Consider the following 20,804-nt stretch of genomic DNA (forward strand, 5'->3'; position numbering starts at 1 on the left):
GGAAGTTGGCGCTAGGCCTTATCTAGGTCTGTTCTAGCGTGGCGATCGAATCGAGGAAGGAAACTGATGTCCGGAGTGCAGGATCGTGTTGTCGTCGTCACCGGAGCCGGTGGTGGGTTGGGCCGTGAGTACGCCCTGACCTTGGCCCGCGAGGGGGCCTGTGTGGTGGTCAACGATCTCGGTGGTGCCCGCGACGGCACGGGTGCCGGGCACAACATGGCCGACCAGGTAGTCACTGAGATCAAAGAGGCCGGCGGCCGGGCCGTCGCCAACTACGACAGCGTCGCCGACGCCGAGGGCGCGGCCAACATCATCAAGACTGCGGTCGACGAGTTCGGGAAGATCGACGGCGTCGTCAGCAACGCCGGCATCCTGCGCGACGGCACCTTCCACAAGATGACGTCGGAGAACTGGGACGCCGTGCTGCAGGTGCACCTCTACGGCGGATACAACGTGGTGCGCGCGGCGTGGCCGCACTTCCGTGAGCAGAGCTACGGCCGCGTGGTTGTCGCCACCTCCACCAGCGGACTGTTCGGCAACTTCGGGCAGGCCAACTACGGTGCGGCCAAGCTCGGCCTGGTCGGCATGATCAACACGCTGGCCATCGAGGGCGCCAAGTACAACATCAAGGCCAACGCGATCGCCCCCATCGCGGCGACCCGGATGACCGAGGACATCCTGCCGCCGGAGGTGCTGGCCAAGCTCAAGCCCGAGTACGTCGCACCGGTGGTGGCCTACCTGTGCACCGAAGAGGTCGCCGAGACCGGCTCGGTCTTCATCGCCGGCGGCGGCAAGGTACAGCGGACCGCGCTGTTCGAGAACGCCGGCGCCACCTTCGAGAACCCGCCGTCGGTCGACGAGATCGCGGCGCAGTGGTCGACGATCGCCGACCTTTCGGCGGCCAAGTCGGCCAGCTTCTCGCTGTAACAGCGGGTCAGGTTCGGGACGCGGCGCGCTGCTTTTAGCCGAGCAGCGCGCCGCGCAGCCCGTCGCGGTCGGTGTCGGTGACCCCAGCGGCCCGCAGGAACCCGTCGAGCGAGCCGAAGTTCTCCTCGATCGAGCGTTCGGCGGCATCCAGATAGTCAGCGCGCACACCGAGCACCTCGTCGGAGAGCCGCGCTTCGGTGAAGGTCAGCACCTCAGGGGTGATCTCAGCCTCGGGCCGGGATCGGATCATCTCCATGATCCGGTCTCGCAGCACCGGCACCGCGGTGTTGCTGCGCAGGTAGTCCTCGATGACAGCGTCGCGGTCGACCCCGGCCGCTCGCAGGACCACCGCGACCACGAATCCGGTGCGGTCCTTACCGGCGAAGCAGTGCGCCAGCACCGGCCGACCTTCTGCCAGCAGTGACACCACCCGCTGCACCGCCCGGCGGGACCCGGCGAGGGTGGGGAAGCGCTCGTACTCCTCGAGCATGTAGCGGGCGGCGACGTCGGCGGCGGAATCCTCGTCGGGCTTCTCGGCCATCATGTTGCGGAACGCGTCCTCGTGCGGAGCCGAGCTGTCCGGTGATTGGTCACCGGCCAGATCCGGAAAGGGCAGCAGGTGGATGCCCACGCCGGCGGGCACCAGCCCCGGTCCCCGGCGCGTGACTTCGCGCGGTGATCGTAGGTCGGCCACGTCGGCCACCCCGAGTCGCAGCAGTTCTTCGCGGCCCCGGTCCTCAAGGCGACTCAGTTCGCTGGACCGGAACAACCGGCCGGGGCGCAGCGCGCCGGTGGTCTCGGAGACGTCGCGAAAATTCCACGCCCCGGGCAGATTCGGCTGGGAGGTCACCCGGCCACGATAGGACACCATGCCGGCGGCTTGGCCGATCAGACGTGAAACGGCCCCCGATCCGGGCGGATCAGGGGCCGTCTGTAGCGGTTCGTTGTGGCGGTTTAGACCGGCGGGTAGTTCTGCGGGGGGTAGCCGCCACCGCTTTCGACGCCACGAAGGCCCCAAGTCAGGTACTTGAAGAAGAACTCGGCCTCGTCGCTCAGCTCGTAATCCGGATTCGGATCGTAACCGTAACCAGGACCCATGTCGTCAACCCCTTAGTTTGGATTTCCACCAGTTTAGTCGGCCCGTCAACGCCGCAACAGCGGACTGCCTAGAATCCTTCCAACCAGTTGATTGACGCGCCGATGACACCGGCCTGGCCGAAGAGTGAGTGGACATGGCAAACGGCAAGGCTACGCCGGGGGGATCGTCCCAGACCCCATCTCGTCGCGAGGAGCTGCTCGCGGTCGCTACCAAGTTGTTCGCGGCCCGCGGCTACCACGGCACCCGCATGGACGACGTCGCTGACGTGGTGGGGCTGAACAAGGCGACGGTCTACCACTATTACGCCAGCAAGTCGTTGATCCTCTATGACATTTACCAGCAGGCCGCGGAACGGACGCTGGCGGCCGTCCACGACGACCCGTCTTGGACCGCACGTGAGGCGCTGTACCAGTACACCGTGCGCCTGCTCGACCAGATCGCGGTCAATCCCGAGGGCGCGGCGGTCTACTTCCAGGAGCAGCCCTACATCACCGAGTGGTTCACCGAGGAACAGGTCGCCGAGATCCGGGAGAAGGAGGCCCAGGTCTACGAGCATGTGCATGGCCTGATCGATCGCGGTATCGCCAGCGGCGAGTTCTACCCGTGCGACTCGCACGTGCTGGCGCTGGGCTATATCGGTATGACGCTGGGGGCCTACCGCTGGTTGCGGCCCAGCGGCCGGCGCAGCGCCAAGGAGATCGCCGCGGAGTTCAGCACGGCGCTGCTGCGCGGGCTGATCCGCGACGAGACGATCCGGGTCGAGTCCCCGCTGGGTGTGTAGAACCGCGGGCCTGCACTAAGGGGGAGGCCTATCGCGCTGGGCAAGGTTGTAGGCGCGTTCGGCCTGGATGCACCGGAGCCGGTCTTGGCTGCGGGTGCTCTTGCGTGTGGGCATCATGACGTTGCGATCTGCCGATGACGAGGGAGCCCTGGCAGGTGGCGCGGTGGTCGGCAGACACAGGCTGGGAAACAACAGGCGGCTGCCGGGCTGCGTGGTGTAGGTGTGGCCGGTGGGGCTGGTCCATTCGATGGTGCCGTTGGGGTGCTGACGGTCGCTCCAGCCCCCGCGGCCGGTCCAGAAGGTCTTGAGCAAGTGGTGTTTTCGGCATAGGCATCGCAGGTTGGCTGGGTGGGTGGCTCCATGCGGGTGGGCCACGGCATGGATGCTCCTATGCAGCGTCAAGGGCCCCGTTTTGAGGGTTGAGATCGGCTTGGAGGGCTCGGTATAGCTCACGGACTACCGCTCGTTTGAGGCAGCGCATGATTTCCTTTTTCGACTTGCCCTCTTCGGTGCGGCGGGCTGCGTAGATTCTGGTCGGTTGGTGCCAGCGCAGCCGGTTGACCACGACCAGGTGGATCGAGCTGTTGGCTTGCCGGTCGCCGCCGCGGTGCAGTCGGTGCCGTGTGGTGCTACCAGTGCTGGCCGGGATGGGGGCCACGCCGCACAGTCGGGCCAGCGATGCTTCGGATTTGAGACGGTCGATGTTCTCGCCGGCGGTGGTCAGGATTTGTCCTGCGGCCTCGGTACCGACGCCGTTGACGGCCAGCAGATTCGGAGCGTGGCGGGTGAGGAGGTCGTGAAGTTCATGGTTAGCCTTGGCGATTTCGTCGTCGAGCATCTGGATACGTTTGGCCAGGCGGCGCAGCATGCGGCGGGCGTTCATCGCGGGGTCTTCCAGGGTGGCGCTAGCGGGAATGCGCAGCCGTGCGCATCGCGAAACCAGGGCGGCTCGGTCATAGCTGCCCAGTTTGGCGCGTAGCTCTTCGGGGGCGCACCACAGTAGACCGTGCATCTGGTGCAATGCGGCCCGGCGAGCTTTGGTGGCGCTGCGCCGGGTGGCGCGAATTTGGCGCACCGATTCGACGTACCCGTCGCGGTCTTTCGGGGTAGTGGTTGCCGACTCACTCAACACCGCACGCGCGGCGTTGATCGCATCGATCGGGTCAGATTTGCCTTGTCGGCGTCGATCTTGGCGGTTGGGTCGAGCCACTTCGATCACCGTCACCGCGTGTGTTTGCAGATACCGGTGCAGCCCAGCGCCGTAGGAACCCGTGCCCTCCAGTCCCGCCTTGACCACCTCGCCGTACGAGCGCATCCAGGACAGCATTTTCCGGTAGCCGGCGCGGGTTGCCGGAAACTCCTGTTCTGTCAGTAGCTTTCCCGTGTTGGCGTCGAGGAGGGCGCCATGATGGGTCAATTTGTGGGTATCAACCCCGGCGACGATGTGACGCGACCCTGCCTTACTTGTCATGCTTGTTCTACCGTCCTCAATTTCCGGTGGATGGGTGGCATCACCGGCGTTGGCGGTTGGACAAGACAGAGATGGGTGCTTGTGGCGCAAGCTCCTATGAAGTCACAGCCGTCACGTCGGTGACGTCGAGCGCGTCACCCACGACGGCGGTCGACAGATCCACACAAGGACAGCCCACCGGCGCCAATCGAGGTCAGAGTCAGGCCGCCGTCGCGGGTGACACCTCATCATCTCTGTCGATGTCACAGTGGGTGGCGGGCTGGTCGCAGCCGGGGAATCGGCAGGTGAGGTCGCGGGCCCGGACGAAGGCGGCCAACGCTGTCGAGGGCCGGTAGTGCGGTTCGGCCAGCAGGTCGGCCGGGTCGCGCAGCGGTTTGACGGTGGCGCCGTTGTTGACGAGCTGGGCCAGCAGCGGTGCGGGCACCGTACCGCCGCCGATGATCTGCCCGGAGCGCGCTGGGCGCGCAGAGGGTTTGCCAGCCGGGACGGTTGACGGTTCTTGGCCGTTGCCGTATCGCGGATCGGTCGCGGTGTTCAGTGCGGTTTGGTCGGCGAGGACGTAGACGGTGACGTTGGCGGCCCGGGCGTCGGTGTCGGCGGCCGGGCAGTCGCTGTTGCCACAGGCGCAGGCGAGGCCGTCAGCTCCGGCGGCCAAGGCGCCGAGGGCATCGGCGCGACGCTGGGCCAGGGTGCGGGGATCGTCGTCGCAGACGGTGTGGGCCAATTGGGTCAGGCGCCGTTCGAGTGCGGTGGCATCGGTGGCAAACAGCCGACCCCACAGGGCGGTGGTGCCGTTTTCGCTGTTGCGGGTGTCGACAACAACTTCGCGGCCGCGGGCGTCGCGCTCCTGGCGCCGGACGGCATCGGGGTCGTACCGGTCGATCAGGGCGTCGATGGCCGCAGCGGTCTTGGCGGCCGAGAGGGACCCCAGCCCGGTGGCGATCGCGGCAAGTTCGGTGTCGACGGCGTTCAGTAAGTACGGGTTGGTGATCAACGTGGTGCGCCAGACGATCGTGGCGACCAGCCGGCTGTTGATCGCCCCGTCGAGAAACAGCGCGGCCACCTTCGGTAGCCGTTCACGCAGCGCCGTGGCCAGATACATCTGCGAGGACGCCATCCCGTGGCTGATCTGCTCGGCAGCGCCGACCTCGGAGGCCGCGGCGTCCCAGTAGTCACATGACCAGCGTGACCGGTTCACCGCGTCCGTTCCGCGGGTGCGCCGTGCCACCAATTCGCCGATGGCGGCCAGGCGGCGCGCAGCTGAGGCGGCCTCCAGTCGGGCCCACCCCGAGATCGCCGCCACCAGGGCCTTGTCGTCGACGTCGGCCAGCACCTCCGGGCCCGCCAACGATGTTTCGAACATACTTTCGATCTTAGGGTGGGGGTCTGACAAGTTGGTGCCGCGCCCTCAGGCCCCCGCGGTCTTGAGGTTGCGGTCCAAGAAGTCCAGCTGATCTGCGACCGCTCGCTCGAAAGCGTCGCCGACATAGATGTCGAAGTGGCCCTCGCGATATCTCTTGACGGTGCCGCGGGGCGCCTTCGCGGCGTAGCGCAGGGTCGGCTCGGGCGGGGCGACCGAGTCGGTGTCGCAGACGCAGAACAGGATCGGGCAGCTCACCTTGGCCGCCTGCCGGCCCGGTCGGTAGGCCAGGATCTTCATCCCGATCCGCGCGGCGACCTCGTTGCGCAGGTTCTGCCCCTGCGGAACCAGCTTCAGGTAGCCCGGGTAGGAGTCGGGTGTACTCATCAGGGCGACGTCTCCGGGGCGACCGGCGGTCGCCACCATCACCGGAGGGTTCCCGAGCCGGGCCGCGGCCAGATCCCGCAACGCCAACAGGCTGATCCGCGCGATGGTCAACGGTGGAATGGTGCGCGCGGAGGCGATCCCATCGGTGAACGGGCATTGCGCCACAACCGCCGCCACCCGCAGTCGCGCCGCGGTGGCGATCACGTGGCCACCACCGAACGACGTGCCCCATAGGCCGATCCGGTTGCGGTCGACACCGGCCAGGGTGTGCGCGAAGTCGACGGCGGCGGACCAGTCCGCCAGCTGCATGCCCACATCGAGCAATTGGCGGGGAGCGCCTTCACTGTCGCCGAAATTGCGGTAATCGAACACCAGGCAGGCGTAACCGGCCGCGGCGAACCGCTCGGCGTAGGCGTCGAGCCGCATGGTTCGCACCGCACCCAGGCCATGCGCCATCACCAGCAGCGGGGCACCGTTGCGACCGGCGTTGTCGGGGCGGTACAGCCAGGCGCTGATGCGGTCCGTGCCCGATCGAAACGAGACGTCTTCGCGGATGGTCATGCTTAAAGGTAGCCCCGGTATGTGGTAAACCGGCTTCGTGACCGGGGCGGTGACTCAAAGCCAGTTTCGGAGCCTTTTACAGAGCCTGGCGAAGGTGGTGGGCCCGGCCTATGTCACCGACGATCCTGACGTGCTGGCCGGCCGCAGCGTCGACTACACCGGTCGTTACCGGGGCCGGGCGGGTGCGCTGGTGCGTCCCGGTTCGCCCGAAGAAGTCGCCGCGGTGCTGCGGCTCTGCCGCGACGGCGGCGCGCACGTCACCGTCCAGGGCGGGCGCACCTCGCTGGTGGCCGGCACCGTTCCCGAACACGACGACGTGCTGCTGTCCACCGAGCGGCTGAACACCGTCGGTGAGGTTGACGTCGTCGAGCGCCGGGTGAGGGTGGGGTCGGGTGCCACCCTTGCGGCGGTGCAGCGGGCGGCGGCCGGCGCCGGGCTGATCTTCGGTGTCGACCTGACCGCCCGCGACACCGCGACCGTCGGCGGCATGGCCTCGACCAACGCCGGCGGGCTGTACACCGTGCACTACGGCAACATGGGCGAGCAGCTACTGGGTCTGCAGGTCGCGTTGCCGGACGGCACATTGGTGCATCGGCACAGCGCGGTGCGCTCCGACAACACCGGCTACAACCTGCCGGCACTGTTCGTCGGTGCCGAAGGAACTCTGGGCGTCATCACCGGCTTAGATCTGCGGCTGCATCCCGTCCCGGTGCACCGGGTCACGGCGGTCTGCGGCTTCGCGGAGCTGACAGCCTTGGTCGATGCGGCCCGAATCTTTCGCGACCTCGACGGCATCGCCACCCTGGAGTTGGTCGATGCCCGCGTTGCTGCGCTGACCGGCGAGCGGCTCGGGATCGGTGCCCCGGTGCGCGGTGACTGGCTACTGCTGGTGGAACTGGCTGGCGACACCGATCAGACCGATCGCCTCGCCGAACTGCTGACGCAGGTGCGGTCCTGCGACGAACCGGCGGTGGGCGTTGATCTTGCAACTCAGCAGCGGCTCTGGCGGATTCGCGAGGCGATCGCCGACGTGCTAGGTGCATTCGGGCCGCCGCTGAAGTTCGATGTGTCCCTTCCACTGGCAGCGGTCGCCGAATTCGCCGCGGCGGCGAGCGCGGTGGTGCGCCGGCAAGCACCCGAGGCGTTTCCGGTGCTGTTCGGCCACATCGGTGAGGGAAACCTGCACTTCAACGTGCTGCGCTGTTCGGCATCGGCCGAGCCGGCACTGTACGCGGCGATGATGCAACTCATCGCCGAGTGCGGCGGCAACGTCAGTTCCGAACACGGGGTGGGCAGCCGCAAGCGGGCCTACCTGGCGATGTCGCGCGGACCGGACGACATCGCCGCGATGCGGACGATCAAAGCCGCTTTCGATCCGACCGGCTATCTCAATGCCGCGGTGCTCTTCGACTAGTCGCGGTGCTTGATGCCGACGGCCTGACGCAGCTGGGCGAGGAACTGCTCGGAGTCGTCGCTACGAATGATGTAGTGCGAGATGGCAATCCGGATCGCTGCCGCCGCCTTCACCGGGGCGTCCGGTCCGGTCAGCATCCGTTGCAGACCCTCGCGCATCGGCACGATGATGCGGGAGAAGTCGGCGAGCACATGTTTGGGCTCGATGTCGATCATTCGCACGCCGGTCGACGAGTGCTGGTAGTCGACAATGAACCGCAGTGCAGCGTCGAGCTTTTCGGCGCCCTTGAGGCCTTCGGTGGCGCGGGCGATCCCACTGTCGAAGATGTGCCGCTCGTAGCGGGAGAACGCCGAGATCAGCTCTTCCTTCGATGGGAACCATCGATACAGGGTGGGGCGGGATACCCCGGCCTGGGAGGCGACCTCGGACAGGCTGAGCTTGGTCATCCCATTGCGGCCGAGCACCTCGGCGGTGGCCGCGAGGATCCGCTGCCGGGTCGAGCTGTCGGGTGCGTCCACGGTGCTGCGGGTCATAGCGGAGACTTTACAAAAAATAGCGATAGTGTCACGCTGGTTCGGTGCTTGGACATAGTTCCTCACCGTCACGGGCCCCGCAGGATCGGGCCGTAGGGCAATTATTGTGATCGAAGCGCCGCAAGTCACGTGCGAGGAACGCACGCATCCGCCGCGAGCCGTGATGATCGTCATCGAAGCAGCCGGTATCGGCCGGGCGGCCGCGGCCCAGTTGGCCGCACACGGACATCTGGTGCTGATCGGCGGTAGACGACTCGAGGAGTCCGAGCGGTTCGCAGCGCGGTTGCGCGACCGCGGCGGCAGTGCGTTCGCGGCTCACCTTGATCTCGCTGACCCGCGTTCGATCAACCGATTCCTTGCCGCCGCGCACTACCTCATCGGCACGCCGGACGTCCTCATCACCGATTTCGGCCTGGTCGGCCCGGCGGGCGAGTGTTCGGACAGCGCCGGAGTGGGGGCGCAAACCCTTGCCACCCGGGTGATTCCGGCCATGATCGCCCGGGGCAGCGGTGACGTCGTACTGATCGGCCCGGAGTTGGCCGGGGTGAGCTGCGCCGCCGCCGGGCGCAAGGTCGACGCCTGGATTGCGGCCCTGGATGCGGAGTTCGTCGGCACCGGGGTGCGAGCGTCAGTGGTGCGGTCGGCCCAGCCTGGTGCCTTGGCGTTCACCGCTGAGCTCGGCCGCCTGGTGGCCGGGATGGCCACCGAGTCGCGGCTGCGTCTCGTCGAACTACTCCCGGCTGCAAGGAGCGGTCCGCTAACGACGGCGCACGAGGACTGACTGCGCAATTCCCGCTACCGCGCCCTGCTGGTCGAACAGGGTGCCGATGGTGGTCCCGATGCCGTCGGGGCCGTAGTTGGTCTCGGCGCGGATCCCGATCCACTCGCCGTCGGGAATCCGGTGCACGTGCACCACCAGGTCGGTGTTGAGGAACGTCCACTTCCTGATGTCGAGCTTGGTACCGACCCCGTTGGCGTCGTCGGCCACCGCGAACAGCCGCTGCAGCGGAGTCATCGCTTCACCCTTGACCAGGTCCACGATCGGTGAGATCCAGGATTCGCCGGCGCCGGGGGCCAGTGGCGTGGTCAGCCACCGCCAATCAAGGCTGTGCACGTAGTTGCGGTCCCAGTTCTGCTGCATGTTGTTGCTGCGCGCCTCGCTGACGGGCCGCAGCGGGGGAGCCGAGGCGTGCTGCACGTCGCCGGTGTCCAAGGTCTGCAGCCGCCAACCGCTCGCGCGCGCGACCGGCCGAGGCAGCTGGTCGGGACCGGGTGCCAGCATCTCGGCGCTGACCAGTTCGATCTGCTTGCCGGCCCGGTCGACCTGGCCGCGTACCCACAACGCGCCCTCGGCGGGCACGGGCCCCAACAGGTCGATGCTGACCCGGCTGAGCCGGGTGTCGTCGCGGGGCGCCAAACGCTCCAGCGCCCGCACCAGCAGCGCCGAAACCGGTGCGGCGTGCTGAATCTGAGCCGACCAGGTACCGCGCACCAAGTCGGTGGCAGCGAACTTCTCCCCCCGCGGGTCGGCGGCATCCAGCAGCTCGTAGTAGGAGTCGGTCATCGAATCCCTTTCAGGGCAGTCCGGCGCCGGGAATCTCCACGGCCACCGTGTCCAGGCGCGACTCGCGGGTCCCGACCAGTCGCTTGGGGTAGGCGGACGGGCTGGACAGCAGGAACAGCGTGCGGCGTCTCGGCCCGCCCAGCGCGCACGCGATCGCGGCCCGCCCGTCGGTTGCGATGCGGTCGGTCACGGCGCCGCCCTCGGTGATGCGCTCGAACTGATTGGCCAGGGTCATCGCGGTCCAGATTCCGCCGGCGGCGTCCAGTGCGATGCCGTCCGGTGGACCGTCCAGCCCGTCGGCGAACACCCGGCGGTCACGCAGGCCGCCGTCGGCGCCGATGGTGAACCGGGTCAGCCGGCGGCCCATCGATTCGGCGACGATCAGCGAGCCGCCGTCCGGGGTGATCACCATCCCGTTGGGAAAGTCCAGGTCCTCGGCGACGACGCGCACGCTGGCGTCCGGATCGACGCGCACCACCACACCGCCGGAGTAGGCCTGCGATCCGATATAGCTGCGGCCGGCCGCGTCCACGACCATGTCGCCGAGATCGGCCGGCACCAGCCCGCTCAGGTCGACCAGTGTGCTCACCGCGTCCCCGTCGTAGCAGAGCACCTGGCGGTCCGAGGCCGAGGCGATCAGCAGCGATCCGTCCGGCCGGAAACCCAGGCCGCTGGGGGTATGCCCCGGCAGCGGGACCGTGGTCATCGAGCCGCGCAGGTTCACGGTGTGGATCGCCTCGCCGAGCATGTCCGAAAACCACAGCAGGCCCTCGAACCAGCGCGGTCCCTCCCCGAAGCAGAAGCCGCCGACCAGCGGCGCGGGTGGTGACGTTGACCCCGGGTTGTCCTGCTGCGAAGTCGTTTCGGCGATACCCAACACTGTCGCCCTCCTGTCCGGCGGCCGCTGGCGCGGTCAGAGCCCACTTTACAAAATATGGCTTAAATGTCACGCTCGCGGAATGGCTGAAGCAACTCCGACCACCGAGACCTCCCCCGCGACGCAATGGTCGGTGAGCGGCCTGCTGGAGCTTTTCGAGGTGACGGCGGACGGCCCGGACCGGTTCACCGGCGCCACCGGGCTGGCCGGCGACGACGAGCGCCAAGTCGTGGAGGGCACCCAACTACTGGCGCAGGCGATCGTCGCGGCGGCGAAACGCTTCTCGGACAAGTCCGTCCGATCCGTGCACGCGGTGTTCGCCCGGGCTGTGCTGGTGGGGCCGTCGGCGGAATACCTGATCGACGTGGTCAGTGAGGGGCGTTCGACAGCCACCGCAGTGATCTCGGTGCTGCAGAACGGCAAGCGCTGCGCAACCATCACGGTGCTCGCCGACGTCCCGTCGGCCGACGTCATCACGCACCACCTGCCGCGCCCCGACGTGGCAGCCCCCGCGCAGGCCAACCCCTGCGTCATGCCGATGACCGGGCGCGAGGTGCGCCTCGTGGATGTCGTCGACGTCAACAGTCCCGACGAGGTGGGCCCGCCGGAGCTCTACGCCTGGCTGCACTACGACCCCATACCCGCCCGCGACGACCTCGCCAAGGCTCTGATCGCTTATTTCACCGGGCATTTGGGCATCTCGACGACGATGCGTGCGCACGCCGGGATCGGCACCAGCCAGTCGCACCTGACGGTGTCCACCGCTCCCATGACGGTCACGGTGAGCTTCCACGAACCGGTGCGCTGGGCTGGATGGATCCTCTACGGCCATGAAAGCACCCAGGTGGGTGCGGGCATGTCCTACGTCCGCGGCACCGTGCACACCGAGGACGGCGCACTGCTCGCCTCGTTCGCCCAGGACGGTCTCATCCGGCCGCTGCGCACCAGCGACAACAAGATCGCCGAGCACTCGCGGCTATAGCCGCGGGCGTCCGGCCGGCTCGGGCAATTCGGCGAAACCGCCGACGCGTGACAGGTCAAAGCTGAAAAGGCCTGCAATGGGCGCACTCTCGGGCAGCGGGTCCGGGTAGCTCCAGGCCACGTCCGGCACGACGGTGTCACCGACCACTGCGGACCAATAGCGGGCGTAGCCCTTGTAGTTGCAGTAGGTGGACGTCGTCGACGCCTGGAGCAGATCCATGCGGACCCGGTCCGGTTCGACGTACAGGCGCGGCGCCAGGGCCGTCTCGAACAGGATCACCGTGTCGTCGGTGTCCACCAGGACCACGCCAGCGACCGCGACGCGCAATGCGCGCCGGGTGGGCCGGCAATCGACCCGGTGATAGGGGTTCGGCGGATAGTGCACGAGCCGGCGGCCCTCTTCGAACCAGGCGTCCACGGCGTCCCAAGGGACCTGCACAAAGCCCGATGCCTCCGGCAGCGCCTGGTGCGGCAGGTCGCCGACGGAATCCGCGGGGAAGGCATAGCCCAACGGCTCACCCTGGCGATGCACCAGCAGCGCGCCCTCGGTATCGATCACGGTCCGTTCGCCGCGGATCGCCTGGACGCGGCGCGGATGCGGTTCGACATACACCAGGGCGCCGGTGATCTCCGGTGAGAACCAGCCGGCGCGTTCGGTGCTGAGCGGGCCCTGCCCGGCAACCAGACTCATTTCGCTCCCCACCCGCGTTCGCCTCATTCTGCTTTACAAATTTGGCTTCAACTGTAATATCTCGGAAAAGTTGTGCTGCCCGGTCGGACAGTTCGTCCGGCCGGCGGCGCCGTCTGAGATTCTCGCGACGAGCTGGGATGATGTGATGACGAGTACCGCTGCGGCCATGGATTCCCTGGCGCAGGACCAGTACCTGCGCTACCGCCTCGATGTCATCGCCCTCGATGTCCCCGGCCTGGTGCACGGGGCCGGTGGCTGGCTGTATCACCGCGCGGCGACCGGCTGGGACGTGCGTGTGCTGGTGCCACCGCACCTGGATCTGCGGCCGTTACAGATCCTCGGCCTGAACTCCGCCGACCTCGAGACGGAGCTGTCCGGCCCCGAGGCCGAGGCATCCGGACACAGCCTGGCCGTGGTCGCCGACGCACTCGCCGCCGATCCGCGGATCAGCCGGCGGGTGCACCAGGCGCTGCGGCGCAGCCTGACCGAGGTCGTGTTGTGGGGTGAGCGCTGGCCGCTGGAGGTGGAGCACCGGCTGAGCGCCGTGCAGCACATGCCCACCGTGGCGGGCCGGGCGTTCAAGAGGCAGGCGCTGGCCGCCGCCGACATCAGCGACACAGCACAGGTCGACGGCCCGGAGATATTCCGCAGCGACCAGAAGCATTGCCTGCCGGTCAATTCCGACCTGGTCCCGGTCGGCTGATGCGCAAACACTACGGCCACACCCTGCTGTATCTGCACGAGACGATCGAACTGGGCGGCGGCCTGCGTGACGACTTCACCCGCCATTTCACCGAGATCTACCAGCCGATGATGACCGAGTTGGGCGCCCGCCTGTTCGCGCTGTGGGAGAGCACCGCCTACAACGGGCACTGGCCGCAGGTCACGGTCATCTGGGAGATCGACGCATTCGCCGACTACGCCCGAATCGGGCAGGCACAGAGCCGCGGCGGCAGCCACGCCCAGCGCGCGACCGAATGGTCGACCTACCTCGGCGGTATCGGAGCGTCGGGGGAGGGCCGCATCATGTACCCCGGCCCGCACAACAAGACCCTGGCTGCGCTGCGCGCGGCCGAGTTCGACGCGACCGTGGTGATTCAGGAAATCATGCAGACCAAGCCCGGTCGACAGGACGACTACATCCGCGAACTGGAGCGGCTGTACGTGCCGTGGTCGGAGAGCACCGGAAAGCGCTGGCTCGGTTCGTTCACCACCACGTTCCGCTACAACGAGGTCATCCACTACTGGGCGCTTGACGGCGGTTGGGAATGCTTCGCCGAGCATTACCCGTCGTGGAAGGACCACCCGCCGGCGGAGATCGTGACGTGGATGAGCGTGGCGCCCGCGTTACGCGACGGCTGGGAGGACTCGATCCTGCAAGCCCTACCGCCCTCCCCGCTGCAGCGAGACGCCACGTGACAAGCGTTGCCGCGCCGCAGTTCTCCTACGATCCGTTCGACCCGGCGGTGATGGCCGACCCCCTGCCCTATTACCGCGTGCTGCGCGACCAGCATCCGATGTACTACGTCCCTCAGTGGGACCTGTACGCCTTGTCCCGATTCGACGACATATGGGATGTGCTGGCGGTCAGTGACGGAACCTTCGTGGCCTCCGAGGGAACGCTGCCGGCGGCCAATGTGCTGGCGCAGCACAACAACGGGGCGGTCCCGGACCCGCCGTTGCACCCGCTGCCCTTCCACGCCGTCTTCGACAAGCCGATCTACGACGACATTCGCCGCCTGCAGTCCCCGGCGTTTCGGCCCCGGTCGGTGGCCGACTGGGAAGACCGGGTCCGCAACTTGGCCAACCAGCGGCTCGATGAGTTGCTTCCGCTGGGCCGCTTCGACCTGACCTGTGACTACGGCGGAGTCGTGGTGGCCCAGGTGGTCTGCGAACTGCTGGGCATTCCGATCGATTGCGCCGCGGAGGTACTGGCAGCGGTGAACGCCGGCAGTCTCGCACAGGCCGGCAGCGGGGTGGACACGGCCGCGGCACGGCCCAACTACCTGCAATACCTTGTCCCGGCCGTGCAACGCCGGCGCGCCGAGCAGGGTCCCGCCGAACTACCGATCGTCGACGGGATGCTCGCCTACCGACTGCCGGACGGTAGCGACCTCGATGACATCGAAGCGGCGACGCAACTGCTGTGCATCTTCATCGGCGGTACCGAGACCGTGCCCAAGATCGTCGCGCATGGGTTGTGGGAACTGGCTCGGCGACCGGAACAACTGGCCGCGGTACGGGCCGATCCGCAGGACAGGGTGCAGCTGGCACGCGAAGAGATGATCCGGTACTGCGCGCCGGCGCAATGGTTCGCCCGCACCGCCCGCAAACCGTTCACGCTGCACGGGACGACGGTCGAGCCGGGGCAACGCATCATCACCCTGCTGGCGTCGGCCAACCGGGACGAGCGCCAGTATCCCGACCCCGACGAATTCCACTGGGACCGGCCGATCAAACGGTCACTGGCTTTCGGGCGCGGGCAGCACTTCTGCATCGGCTACCACCTGGCCCGACTGGAAGTGACCGTCCTGGTGCAGGAATGGCTGCGCCGAGTGCCGAACTACCGCATCGTCGACGATGGCGCCACCAGGCTGCCGTCCAGTTTTCAGTGGGGCTGGAACACCATCCCGGTGGAGGTCTGAAACATGTGGGCATACCGGTTGATCGCGCCGTATGAGTTCGAGAAGGTCGAGCTCGCCGATCCCACCGCGCAGCAGGTCGGTTCGGGGCAGGTGCTGTTGCGATTCGTCGCCGCCGGGGTGTGTGGGAGCGATCTGCCGGGGTTTCGCGGCGCGCAGGGCAGATTGCCCGGTGACGACGGCGCCGGCGCCGCGGAGAAGCTCGGCTTCCCGATCCACGAAATCATCGGCGACGTCATCGTCAGCCGGCACCCGCAGCACCAGCCCGGGGACCGGGTCGTCGGCTGGGCGTCGGGCTTTGACGGACTGATGGAACAGGTGATCAGCGACGGCGAGGGCCTGGTGGCCTATGACCCGGCGCTGGCGCCCGCCCAAGCGGTGGGCCTGCAACCCCTGGCATGCGTGCTCTACGCCGTCGAACAACTGCCCGACCTGGCCGGCCGCCACGCGGCGGTGATCGGCCAGGGCTCGATCGGCCTGCTGTTCAGCGCTGTCGCCAAAGCGGCGGGTGCGCGCCGTGTCACCGGCGTGGACCCGATCGACCGCCGAGATGTGGCCGCCGCCTTCGGGGTTGACACCGTGGTGCAGGCGAGCAGTGACCGGTGGGTACGCCACCTGGATGCGGGTGACCGCCCGGAGATCGTGATCGAGACCGTTGGCCATCAGGTCGCCACCCTGGGCCACGCCATCGAGGCCGTCGCACCCGGCGGCACGGTGTTCTACTTCGGTGTCCCCGACGACGACAGTTATCCGATCAGTATGCGCACCATGCTGCGCAACAATCTGACCCTGATCTCCGGAGTCACCCAGGACCGGCGGCGGATGCTGGCCGCCGCAGGCCTGTTCGCCGCTGAGCATCCAGAACTGCTGGGCAACTACGTCACTCATGTCTTCGGTTGCCACGAAGCCCAGGCGGCGTTCGAATTGGCGACTCGACCGGTGCCGGGCCGAGTCAAGATCGCGATGGTCGCATGACGTCGGCGCTGCGTGCCGCCCTGGCGGACCGGGCGCCGCTCTGGGGCGGCTGGGTCACCGGGCCCACGGTGCTGGGCCCGGAGGAATTCGCCCGTGCGGGCTATGACTACGTGGGTTTCGACGCCCAACACAGTTACCTCGACGATGCCGACATCGCCGCCATGCTGCGGCACACCGAACACCTGCCGATCGCCACGGCGGTCCGGTTGCCCAACGCGGATCCGGCTCCCATCGGGCGGGTGCTCGATGCCGGGGCCGACGCGGTCATCATCGCGCTGATCGAGACCGCCGAGCAGGCGGCCGCCGCGGTGGCCGCCACGCGCTACCCGCCCGCGGGGGTCCGCAGTTTCGGGCCGCTGCGGCTTGGCCTGGGTCGCGACCTGGCCACGCTGGAATCGCGGGCGGACGTCTTCGCGATGATCGAGACGGCCGCAGCCTTGGCCGATGTGGAACGGATCTGCGCGGTTCCCGGACTGGCCGGCATCTACGTCGGACCCGCCGACCTGGCGATCTCGATGGGCGTCGACGTCTCCCAGTCCACCACCCACCCCGAGCTGCTCACGGCGATGACGCGAATCCAGCGCGCGGCAACGGGCGCGGGCGTGATCGCGGCGATTCACGGCGGATCGGGCGCGGTGGGAGCGGCGCTGGCTGCGCGGGGCTACCAGATGATCACGCTGGCCGCCGAGTCGGCGGCGCTGCGCCGCGGAGCCCTCGAACATCTCGACGAGGCGAGGGGCCGATGAGCTCAGCCCGCGTAGCGCTGGTCACCGGCGCAGCCCGCGGCCAGGGCTGGGCGATCGCCGAACGGCTGCGCACCGACGGGTTCGCCGTGGTTGCCTGCGACATCAACGACGCCGAACTGAATGCCGCCATCACCGCGCGGGCCGACGATGCGCTGATCGGCTTTCGGCTCGACGTGACCCGTCCCGAGCAATGGGAGGCCGCGGTGGCCACCACCGTCGAGCGGTTCGGCGCGCTGACCGCACTGATCAACAACGCCGGCACCCTGCACCGTGCGGCGATCGCCGACGAGACACCCGAGGACTTCGAAAACGCTTGGCGGGTCAACTGTCTCGGGGCGTTCCTGGGAATCCAGGCAGCGCTTGCGTCCCTGTGTGCCGCAGACGGTGCCGCCATCGTCAACACCTGCAGCACCGGGGCGATCCGCCCCTTCCCGCAGCACAGCGCCTACGGGTCGTCGAAATGGGCGCTGCGCGGCCTGACCCAGACCGTCGCCGCCGAACTCGTCTCGGCCGGCATCCGGGTCAACGCGGTGTTTCCCGGGCCGATCGCCACCCCGATGCTCGACGACGTCACCCAGCAGCGCCTGGCCGCGGTGTCGGCGGGCGGCCGGATCGGCAGGCCGGTCGAGGTGGCCGACGCGGTGGCGTTCCTGGTGTCCGAAGCCGCATCGTTCATCACCGGCGCCGAGCTCGTCGTGGACGGCGGCCAGTGCCTGCAGATCCGATGAAGATCGGCATCATCGGTGCTGGGCCGGGTGGTCTGGCCCTGGGAATCCTGTTGCGGCGTGCGGGATTTTCCGACTTCACCATCTTCGACCGGGAGGACGGGGTCGGTGGAACCTGGCGGATCAACACCTATCCCGGGCTGGCCTGTGACGTCAAATCACACCTGTACTCCTATTCCTTCGATCTGAATCCGCACTGGTCGCGGCAGTGGTCGCAGCAGCCCGAGATCTTGGCCTACTTCGAGCGCTGCGCGGCCGACCACGGCCTGGCCCCGCATCTGCGGCTGCGCACCGAGATCCGTGCCGCCCGCTGGGAGCCGGACCGGCGGCAGTGGTGTCTGTGCAGCAGCGACGGCGCGCAGCATCGGTTCGACGTGGTGGTCTCGGCCGTCGGGCTGTTCACCCAGCCGGTGCTGCCCGATCTGATCGAAGAAGAGCCCTTCGCGGGCGCCGTGATGCATTCGGCGCGGTGGGATCATTCGGTGCCGATCGCCGGAGCCAAGGTTGCGGTGCTCGGCACGGGTTCGACTGCGGCGCAACTGCTGCCGGAGCTGGCGGAGGTCGCCGAGAAGGTGTACTCGTTGCAGCGGTCGCCGACGTGGATCCTGCCCAAGCCGGACCGGCGCTACACCCCGCGGGAGCGGTGGGCCTTCGTCCGCATACCGTTGGCCAAGCGGCTGTACCGGATGCGGCTGTGGCTGCGCAGTGAGTCGAACATCTCGGTGATCGAGAGCGGCAGTGACAAGACCCGAGAGTTCACCGATGTCGCGCGAAAACTCTTGGACAACACCATTGCCGACGAGCAACTACGGGCAGCGCTGACCCCAGACCACCCGCTGGGCTGCAAGCGTCTGGTGTTCTCCTCGGACTACCTGCCCGCGTTGGCCCGACCGAATGTCGAAGTGGTGACCAGCCCGGCCCGGGCGCTGCGCTCGCGATCGGTGGTCACCGAGGACGGCACCGAGTGCGAGGTCGACGTGGTGGTCTGCGCCACCGGATATGCCGCCGCGGACTACCTCGGTCAGATCGAGGTGACGGGCGAGGGAGCGACCACACTCAAGCAGGCCTGGCGCGACGGTCCGCGTGCCTACCTGGGTATGGCGATGCCTGGCTTTCCCAACTTCTTCATGCTCTATGGCCCCAACACCAACGTCGGCTCCAACAGTGTCATCTTCGTGCTGGAAGCCCAGGCGCGCTACATCGTTCGGGTTCTCAAACACCTGCGGCGCACACGCAAGTCCTATGTCGCCGTGCGGCCCGCCGCGCTCGCCGACTTCGTCAGCAAGGTCGACCGGTGGATGCACGGTACGGTATGGACCACCCGCTGCAGCAACTACTTTCGTGCTGCCAACGGCCGGGTGGTCACTCAGTGGCCGCGCAGTGCCGGTGCCTTCTGGGCGATGACCCGCCGGTTCCGGGCCGCCGACTTCACCTTCGAACCGGCAGTCAGTGCGGATCGAAGGTAATGATCTGACGTACCGCGGCGCCGTCGGCGAGTGAGTCCATGGCCTCATTGATCTGCTCGAGCGGCACGGTCGCCGAAACCAGGTGTTCGACGGGCAGACGGCCGGCCCGCCACAACTCCACGAAGCTAGGGATGTCGCGCGCGGGGACCGCCGAACCCAGATAGCTGCCGATCAGTGAACGTCCCTGCGCAACCAGACCCAGCGGGGACACGCTGATCCGCGCATCCGGTGGGGGCAGGCCGACGGTGATGGTGCGCCCGCCCGGTGCGGTCAGACCGATCGCGGCCTCCAGCGCGGCGGGATGACCCGCCGCCTCGATCACCACCGGTGCGCGCACGCCGCCGTCGAGCGCCTGTTGCGGGGTGTAGGTGAGATGGGCACCCAGCGCGGTTGCGGCGGCCAGTTTGTCCGGCAGCCGGTCGATCGCGATGACCTGCACGCCGTCGTGGGCCAGCGCGGTCAGCACCGCAGCCATCCCGACTCCGCCGAGCCCGACCACCGCGACCGTGTCGCCGGGCTTCGGACGGCCGACGTTGAGGACGGCGCCGCCGCCGGTCAGCACCGCGCAGCCCAGCAGGGCGGCCACCGTCGGCGGCACGTCGTCGGGCACCGGCACCGCGCTGGCCTGGCTCACCACCGCATGTGTGGCAAACCCGGAGACCCCAAGGTGGTGGTAGACGGTTTGGTCGGCGCGGTGCAGCCGCAGCCCGCCGCCGAGCAGAGTGCCCGCGCCGTTGGCGGCGCTGCCGGGCTCACACGGCGCCATGCCATCGGTGGCGCAGGCCGGGCAATGCCCGCAGCGAGGCAAGAAGGTCAGCACCACCCGCTGGCCCGGCTGCATCCCGGTGACTCCGGCGCCTACCGCTTCGACGATGCCGGCGGCCTCGTGGCCGAGCAGCATCGGCACCGGCCGCACCCGGTTGCCGTCGACCACTGACAGATCGGAGTGACAGACCCCGGCGGCCTCGACCCGCACCAGCAGCTCGCCCTCGCCGGGCGGGGCCAGCTCCACCTCGGTCACCGTCAGCGGGCGCGAGGTGGCGTAAGGGCGCGGCGCCCCGATCCGCTCCAGCACCGCCCCGCGGATCGTGGTCATGCTGGAATACAACCATGAGTTCGGACGCAGCGGTCCCGCCCGCTCCGGAAGGGTTGACCAGCCACGACTTTCCGGTGCACTGGCCGGTGCTGACCCGCTGGGCCGACAACGACATGTTCGGCCACCTCAACAACGCGGTGTACTACCAGCTGTTCGATACCGCGATCAACGGCTGGATCGCGGCTCACGTCGACGTCGACCCGGTCGCGATGCCGGAGCTGGGCGTGGTCGCCGAATCGGGCTGCCGCTTCCTGGGCGAACTCGCCTTCCCGGACCGGCTCGCGGTGGGACTGGCCGTCACGCGGTTGGGCCGCAGCAGCGTCACCTATCGGCTCGCACTGTTCCGGGCCCCTGAAATCGGAGTTGACACCGGCGCCGTACCGCTCGCCGCGCTCGGGCACTGGGTGCACGTTTATGTCGACCGCACCACCCGGCGGCCGGTGCCGATCCCCGAGGGTATTCGCGCGCTGCTGGCCACCGCCCAGGTGTGAATCGTGTCGAGTTCCGA

Annotated in this window: 23 protein-coding genes; 13 read left to right on the forward strand and 10 right to left on the reverse strand. The window is 68.1% G+C overall.

The window, feature by feature from the left end; genetic code table 11:
- The first annotated feature begins 66 nt into the window (after positions 1 to 66).
- Positions 67 to 927, forward strand: a complete 861-nt coding sequence (locus tag ACKY0W_RS00455; RefSeq protein ID WP_406759397.1) for an SDR family oxidoreductase — start codon at positions 67 to 69, stop codon at positions 925 to 927.
- Positions 928 to 961: 34 nt separating this feature from the next.
- Here ACKY0W_RS00455 and ACKY0W_RS00460 read toward each other — a convergent pair whose 3' ends face one another.
- Together ACKY0W_RS00460 and ACKY0W_RS00465 are read right to left on the reverse strand one after the other, a co-directional pair.
- Positions 962 to 1,798, reverse strand: a complete 837-nt coding sequence (locus ACKY0W_RS00460) for a tyrosine-protein phosphatase (protein WP_409435935.1) — start codon at positions 1,796 to 1,798, stop codon at positions 962 to 964.
- 83 nt (positions 1,799 to 1,881) lie between these two features.
- Positions 1,882 to 2,025 (reverse strand): hypothetical protein, encoded by a 144-nt coding sequence (locus ACKY0W_RS00465; protein ID WP_109470502.1) that lies wholly within the window; start codon positions 2,023 to 2,025, stop codon positions 1,882 to 1,884.
- 134 nt (positions 2,026 to 2,159) lie between these two features.
- Between ACKY0W_RS00465 and ACKY0W_RS00470 the strand changes: the two genes are divergently transcribed.
- Positions 2,160 to 2,807: a TetR/AcrR family transcriptional regulator gene (locus ACKY0W_RS00470; protein ID WP_406759395.1), complete on the forward strand. Its 648-nt coding sequence runs from the start codon at positions 2,160 to 2,162 to the stop codon at positions 2,805 to 2,807.
- A gap of 388 nt (positions 2,808 to 3,195) precedes the next feature.
- Here the strand turns inward: ACKY0W_RS00470 and ACKY0W_RS00475 are convergent, their stop codons facing one another.
- The 3 genes from ACKY0W_RS00475 to ACKY0W_RS00485 all read right to left on the reverse strand — a co-directional run bounded on the left by ACKY0W_RS00475 (position 3,196) and on the right by ACKY0W_RS00485 (position 6,586).
- Positions 3,196 to 4,278 (reverse strand): IS110 family transposase, encoded by a 1,083-nt coding sequence (locus ACKY0W_RS00475; protein WP_409434447.1) that lies wholly within the window; start codon positions 4,276 to 4,278, stop codon positions 3,196 to 3,198.
- Between the two features lie 199 nt (positions 4,279 to 4,477).
- Entirely contained in the window at positions 4,478 to 5,641 is a 1,164-nt protein-coding gene (locus ACKY0W_RS00480) for a DUF222 domain-containing protein (RefSeq protein WP_409435936.1), read from the reverse strand.
- Positions 5,642 to 5,686: 45 nt separating this feature from the next.
- Positions 5,687 to 6,586, reverse strand: a complete 900-nt coding sequence (locus tag ACKY0W_RS00485; RefSeq protein ID WP_409435937.1) for an alpha/beta hydrolase — start codon at positions 6,584 to 6,586, stop codon at positions 5,687 to 5,689.
- A gap of 49 nt (positions 6,587 to 6,635) precedes the next feature.
- Between ACKY0W_RS00485 and ACKY0W_RS00490 the strand changes: the two genes are divergently transcribed.
- Positions 6,636 to 8,000 carry an FAD-binding oxidoreductase gene (locus ACKY0W_RS00490; RefSeq protein WP_409437900.1) on the forward strand — a complete coding sequence of 455 codons (1,365 nt, stop codon included), beginning with the start codon at positions 6,636 to 6,638 and terminating at the stop codon, positions 7,998 to 8,000.
- Here ACKY0W_RS00490 and ACKY0W_RS00495 read toward each other — a convergent pair.
- Positions 7,997 to 8,533, reverse strand: coding sequence for a TetR/AcrR family transcriptional regulator (locus tag ACKY0W_RS00495; RefSeq protein WP_406758864.1), 537 nt, complete (start codon positions 8,531 to 8,533; stop codon positions 7,997 to 7,999). The genes ACKY0W_RS00490 and ACKY0W_RS00495 overlap by 4 nt on opposite strands.
- 163 nt (positions 8,534 to 8,696) lie before the next feature.
- Between ACKY0W_RS00495 and ACKY0W_RS00500 the strand changes: the two genes are divergently transcribed.
- Positions 8,697 to 9,314 (forward strand): SDR family NAD(P)-dependent oxidoreductase, encoded by a 618-nt coding sequence (locus ACKY0W_RS00500; protein WP_409435938.1) that lies wholly within the window; start codon positions 8,697 to 8,699, stop codon positions 9,312 to 9,314.
- Here the strand turns inward: ACKY0W_RS00500 and ACKY0W_RS00505 are convergent.
- Positions 9,291 to 10,097 carry a thioesterase family protein gene (locus ACKY0W_RS00505; protein WP_409435939.1) on the reverse strand — a complete coding sequence of 269 codons (807 nt, stop codon included), beginning with the start codon at positions 10,095 to 10,097 and terminating at the stop codon, positions 9,291 to 9,293. The two genes, ACKY0W_RS00500 and ACKY0W_RS00505, sit on opposite strands and share 24 nt — an antisense overlap.
- Before the next feature lie 10 nt (positions 10,098 to 10,107).
- Positions 10,108 to 10,968, reverse strand: a complete 861-nt coding sequence (locus ACKY0W_RS00510; protein WP_409437901.1) for an SMP-30/gluconolactonase/LRE family protein — start codon at positions 10,966 to 10,968, stop codon at positions 10,108 to 10,110.
- An 88-nt stretch (positions 10,969 to 11,056) separates the two neighbouring features.
- On the opposite strand from ACKY0W_RS00510, the gene ACKY0W_RS00515 reads away from it, so the two are divergent.
- Complete coding sequence (locus ACKY0W_RS00515; RefSeq protein ID WP_409435940.1) at positions 11,057 to 11,956, forward strand: acyl-CoA thioesterase; 900 nt, start codon at positions 11,057 to 11,059, stop codon at positions 11,954 to 11,956.
- Here the strand turns inward: ACKY0W_RS00515 and ACKY0W_RS00520 are convergent.
- Positions 11,951 to 12,646: a DUF427 domain-containing protein gene (locus ACKY0W_RS00520; protein ID WP_409435941.1), complete on the reverse strand. Its 696-nt coding sequence runs from the start codon at positions 12,644 to 12,646 to the stop codon at positions 11,951 to 11,953. The two genes, ACKY0W_RS00515 and ACKY0W_RS00520, sit on opposite strands and share 6 nt — an antisense overlap.
- A 145-nt stretch (positions 12,647 to 12,791) precedes the next feature.
- Between ACKY0W_RS00520 and ACKY0W_RS00525 the strand changes: the two genes are divergently transcribed.
- From ACKY0W_RS00525 to ACKY0W_RS00555, 7 genes are read left to right on the forward strand one after another with little or no spacing between them, the layout of a single operon-like run.
- Entirely contained in the window at positions 12,792 to 13,349 is a 558-nt protein-coding gene (locus ACKY0W_RS00525) for a hypothetical protein (RefSeq protein WP_409435942.1), read from the forward strand.
- The gene (locus tag ACKY0W_RS00530; protein ID WP_409435943.1) at positions 13,349 to 14,065 is read left to right on the forward strand and encodes an NIPSNAP family protein; all 717 of its coding nucleotides are present in this window, start codon (positions 13,349 to 13,351) and stop codon (positions 14,063 to 14,065) included. The genes ACKY0W_RS00525 and ACKY0W_RS00530 overlap by 1 nt, the downstream gene beginning before the upstream one ends.
- Before the next feature lie 50 nt (positions 14,066 to 14,115).
- Positions 14,116 to 15,291 (forward strand): cytochrome P450, encoded by a 1,176-nt coding sequence (locus ACKY0W_RS00535; RefSeq protein WP_409437902.1) that lies wholly within the window; start codon positions 14,116 to 14,118, stop codon positions 15,289 to 15,291.
- Positions 15,292 to 15,294: 3 nt separating this feature from the next.
- Positions 15,295 to 16,263: a zinc-binding dehydrogenase gene (locus ACKY0W_RS00540; protein ID WP_409435944.1), complete on the forward strand. Its 969-nt coding sequence runs from the start codon at positions 15,295 to 15,297 to the stop codon at positions 16,261 to 16,263.
- Positions 16,260 to 17,009, forward strand: a complete 750-nt coding sequence (locus ACKY0W_RS00545; RefSeq protein ID WP_409435945.1) for an HpcH/HpaI aldolase family protein — start codon at positions 16,260 to 16,262, stop codon at positions 17,007 to 17,009. The genes ACKY0W_RS00540 and ACKY0W_RS00545 overlap by 4 nt, the downstream gene beginning before the upstream one ends.
- Positions 17,006 to 17,737 carry an SDR family NAD(P)-dependent oxidoreductase gene (locus tag ACKY0W_RS00550; protein WP_409435946.1) on the forward strand — a complete coding sequence of 244 codons (732 nt, stop codon included), beginning with the start codon at positions 17,006 to 17,008 and terminating at the stop codon, positions 17,735 to 17,737. The genes ACKY0W_RS00545 and ACKY0W_RS00550 overlap by 4 nt, the downstream gene beginning before the upstream one ends.
- Positions 17,734 to 19,200 (forward strand): flavin-containing monooxygenase, encoded by a 1,467-nt coding sequence (locus tag ACKY0W_RS00555; protein ID WP_409437903.1) that lies wholly within the window; start codon positions 17,734 to 17,736, stop codon positions 19,198 to 19,200. Before ACKY0W_RS00550 ends, ACKY0W_RS00555 begins: the two co-directional genes overlap by 4 nt.
- On the opposite strand, the gene ACKY0W_RS00560 is transcribed toward ACKY0W_RS00555, so the two are convergent.
- Positions 19,181 to 20,296, reverse strand: coding sequence for an alcohol dehydrogenase catalytic domain-containing protein (locus ACKY0W_RS00560; RefSeq protein ID WP_409435947.1), 1,116 nt, complete (start codon positions 20,294 to 20,296; stop codon positions 19,181 to 19,183). The two genes, ACKY0W_RS00555 and ACKY0W_RS00560, sit on opposite strands and share 20 nt — an antisense overlap.
- A gap of 14 nt (positions 20,297 to 20,310) precedes the next feature.
- Between ACKY0W_RS00560 and ACKY0W_RS00565 the strand changes: the two genes are divergently transcribed.
- Positions 20,311 to 20,787: an acyl-CoA thioesterase gene (locus ACKY0W_RS00565; RefSeq protein WP_409435948.1), complete on the forward strand. Its 477-nt coding sequence runs from the start codon at positions 20,311 to 20,313 to the stop codon at positions 20,785 to 20,787.
- Positions 20,788 to 20,804: the final 17 nt, after the last annotated feature.

Source organism: Mycobacterium sp. SMC-14 (assembly GCF_046250075.1).
In the GTDB taxonomy this organism is placed as follows: domain Bacteria; phylum Actinomycetota; class Actinomycetes; order Mycobacteriales; family Mycobacteriaceae; genus Mycobacterium.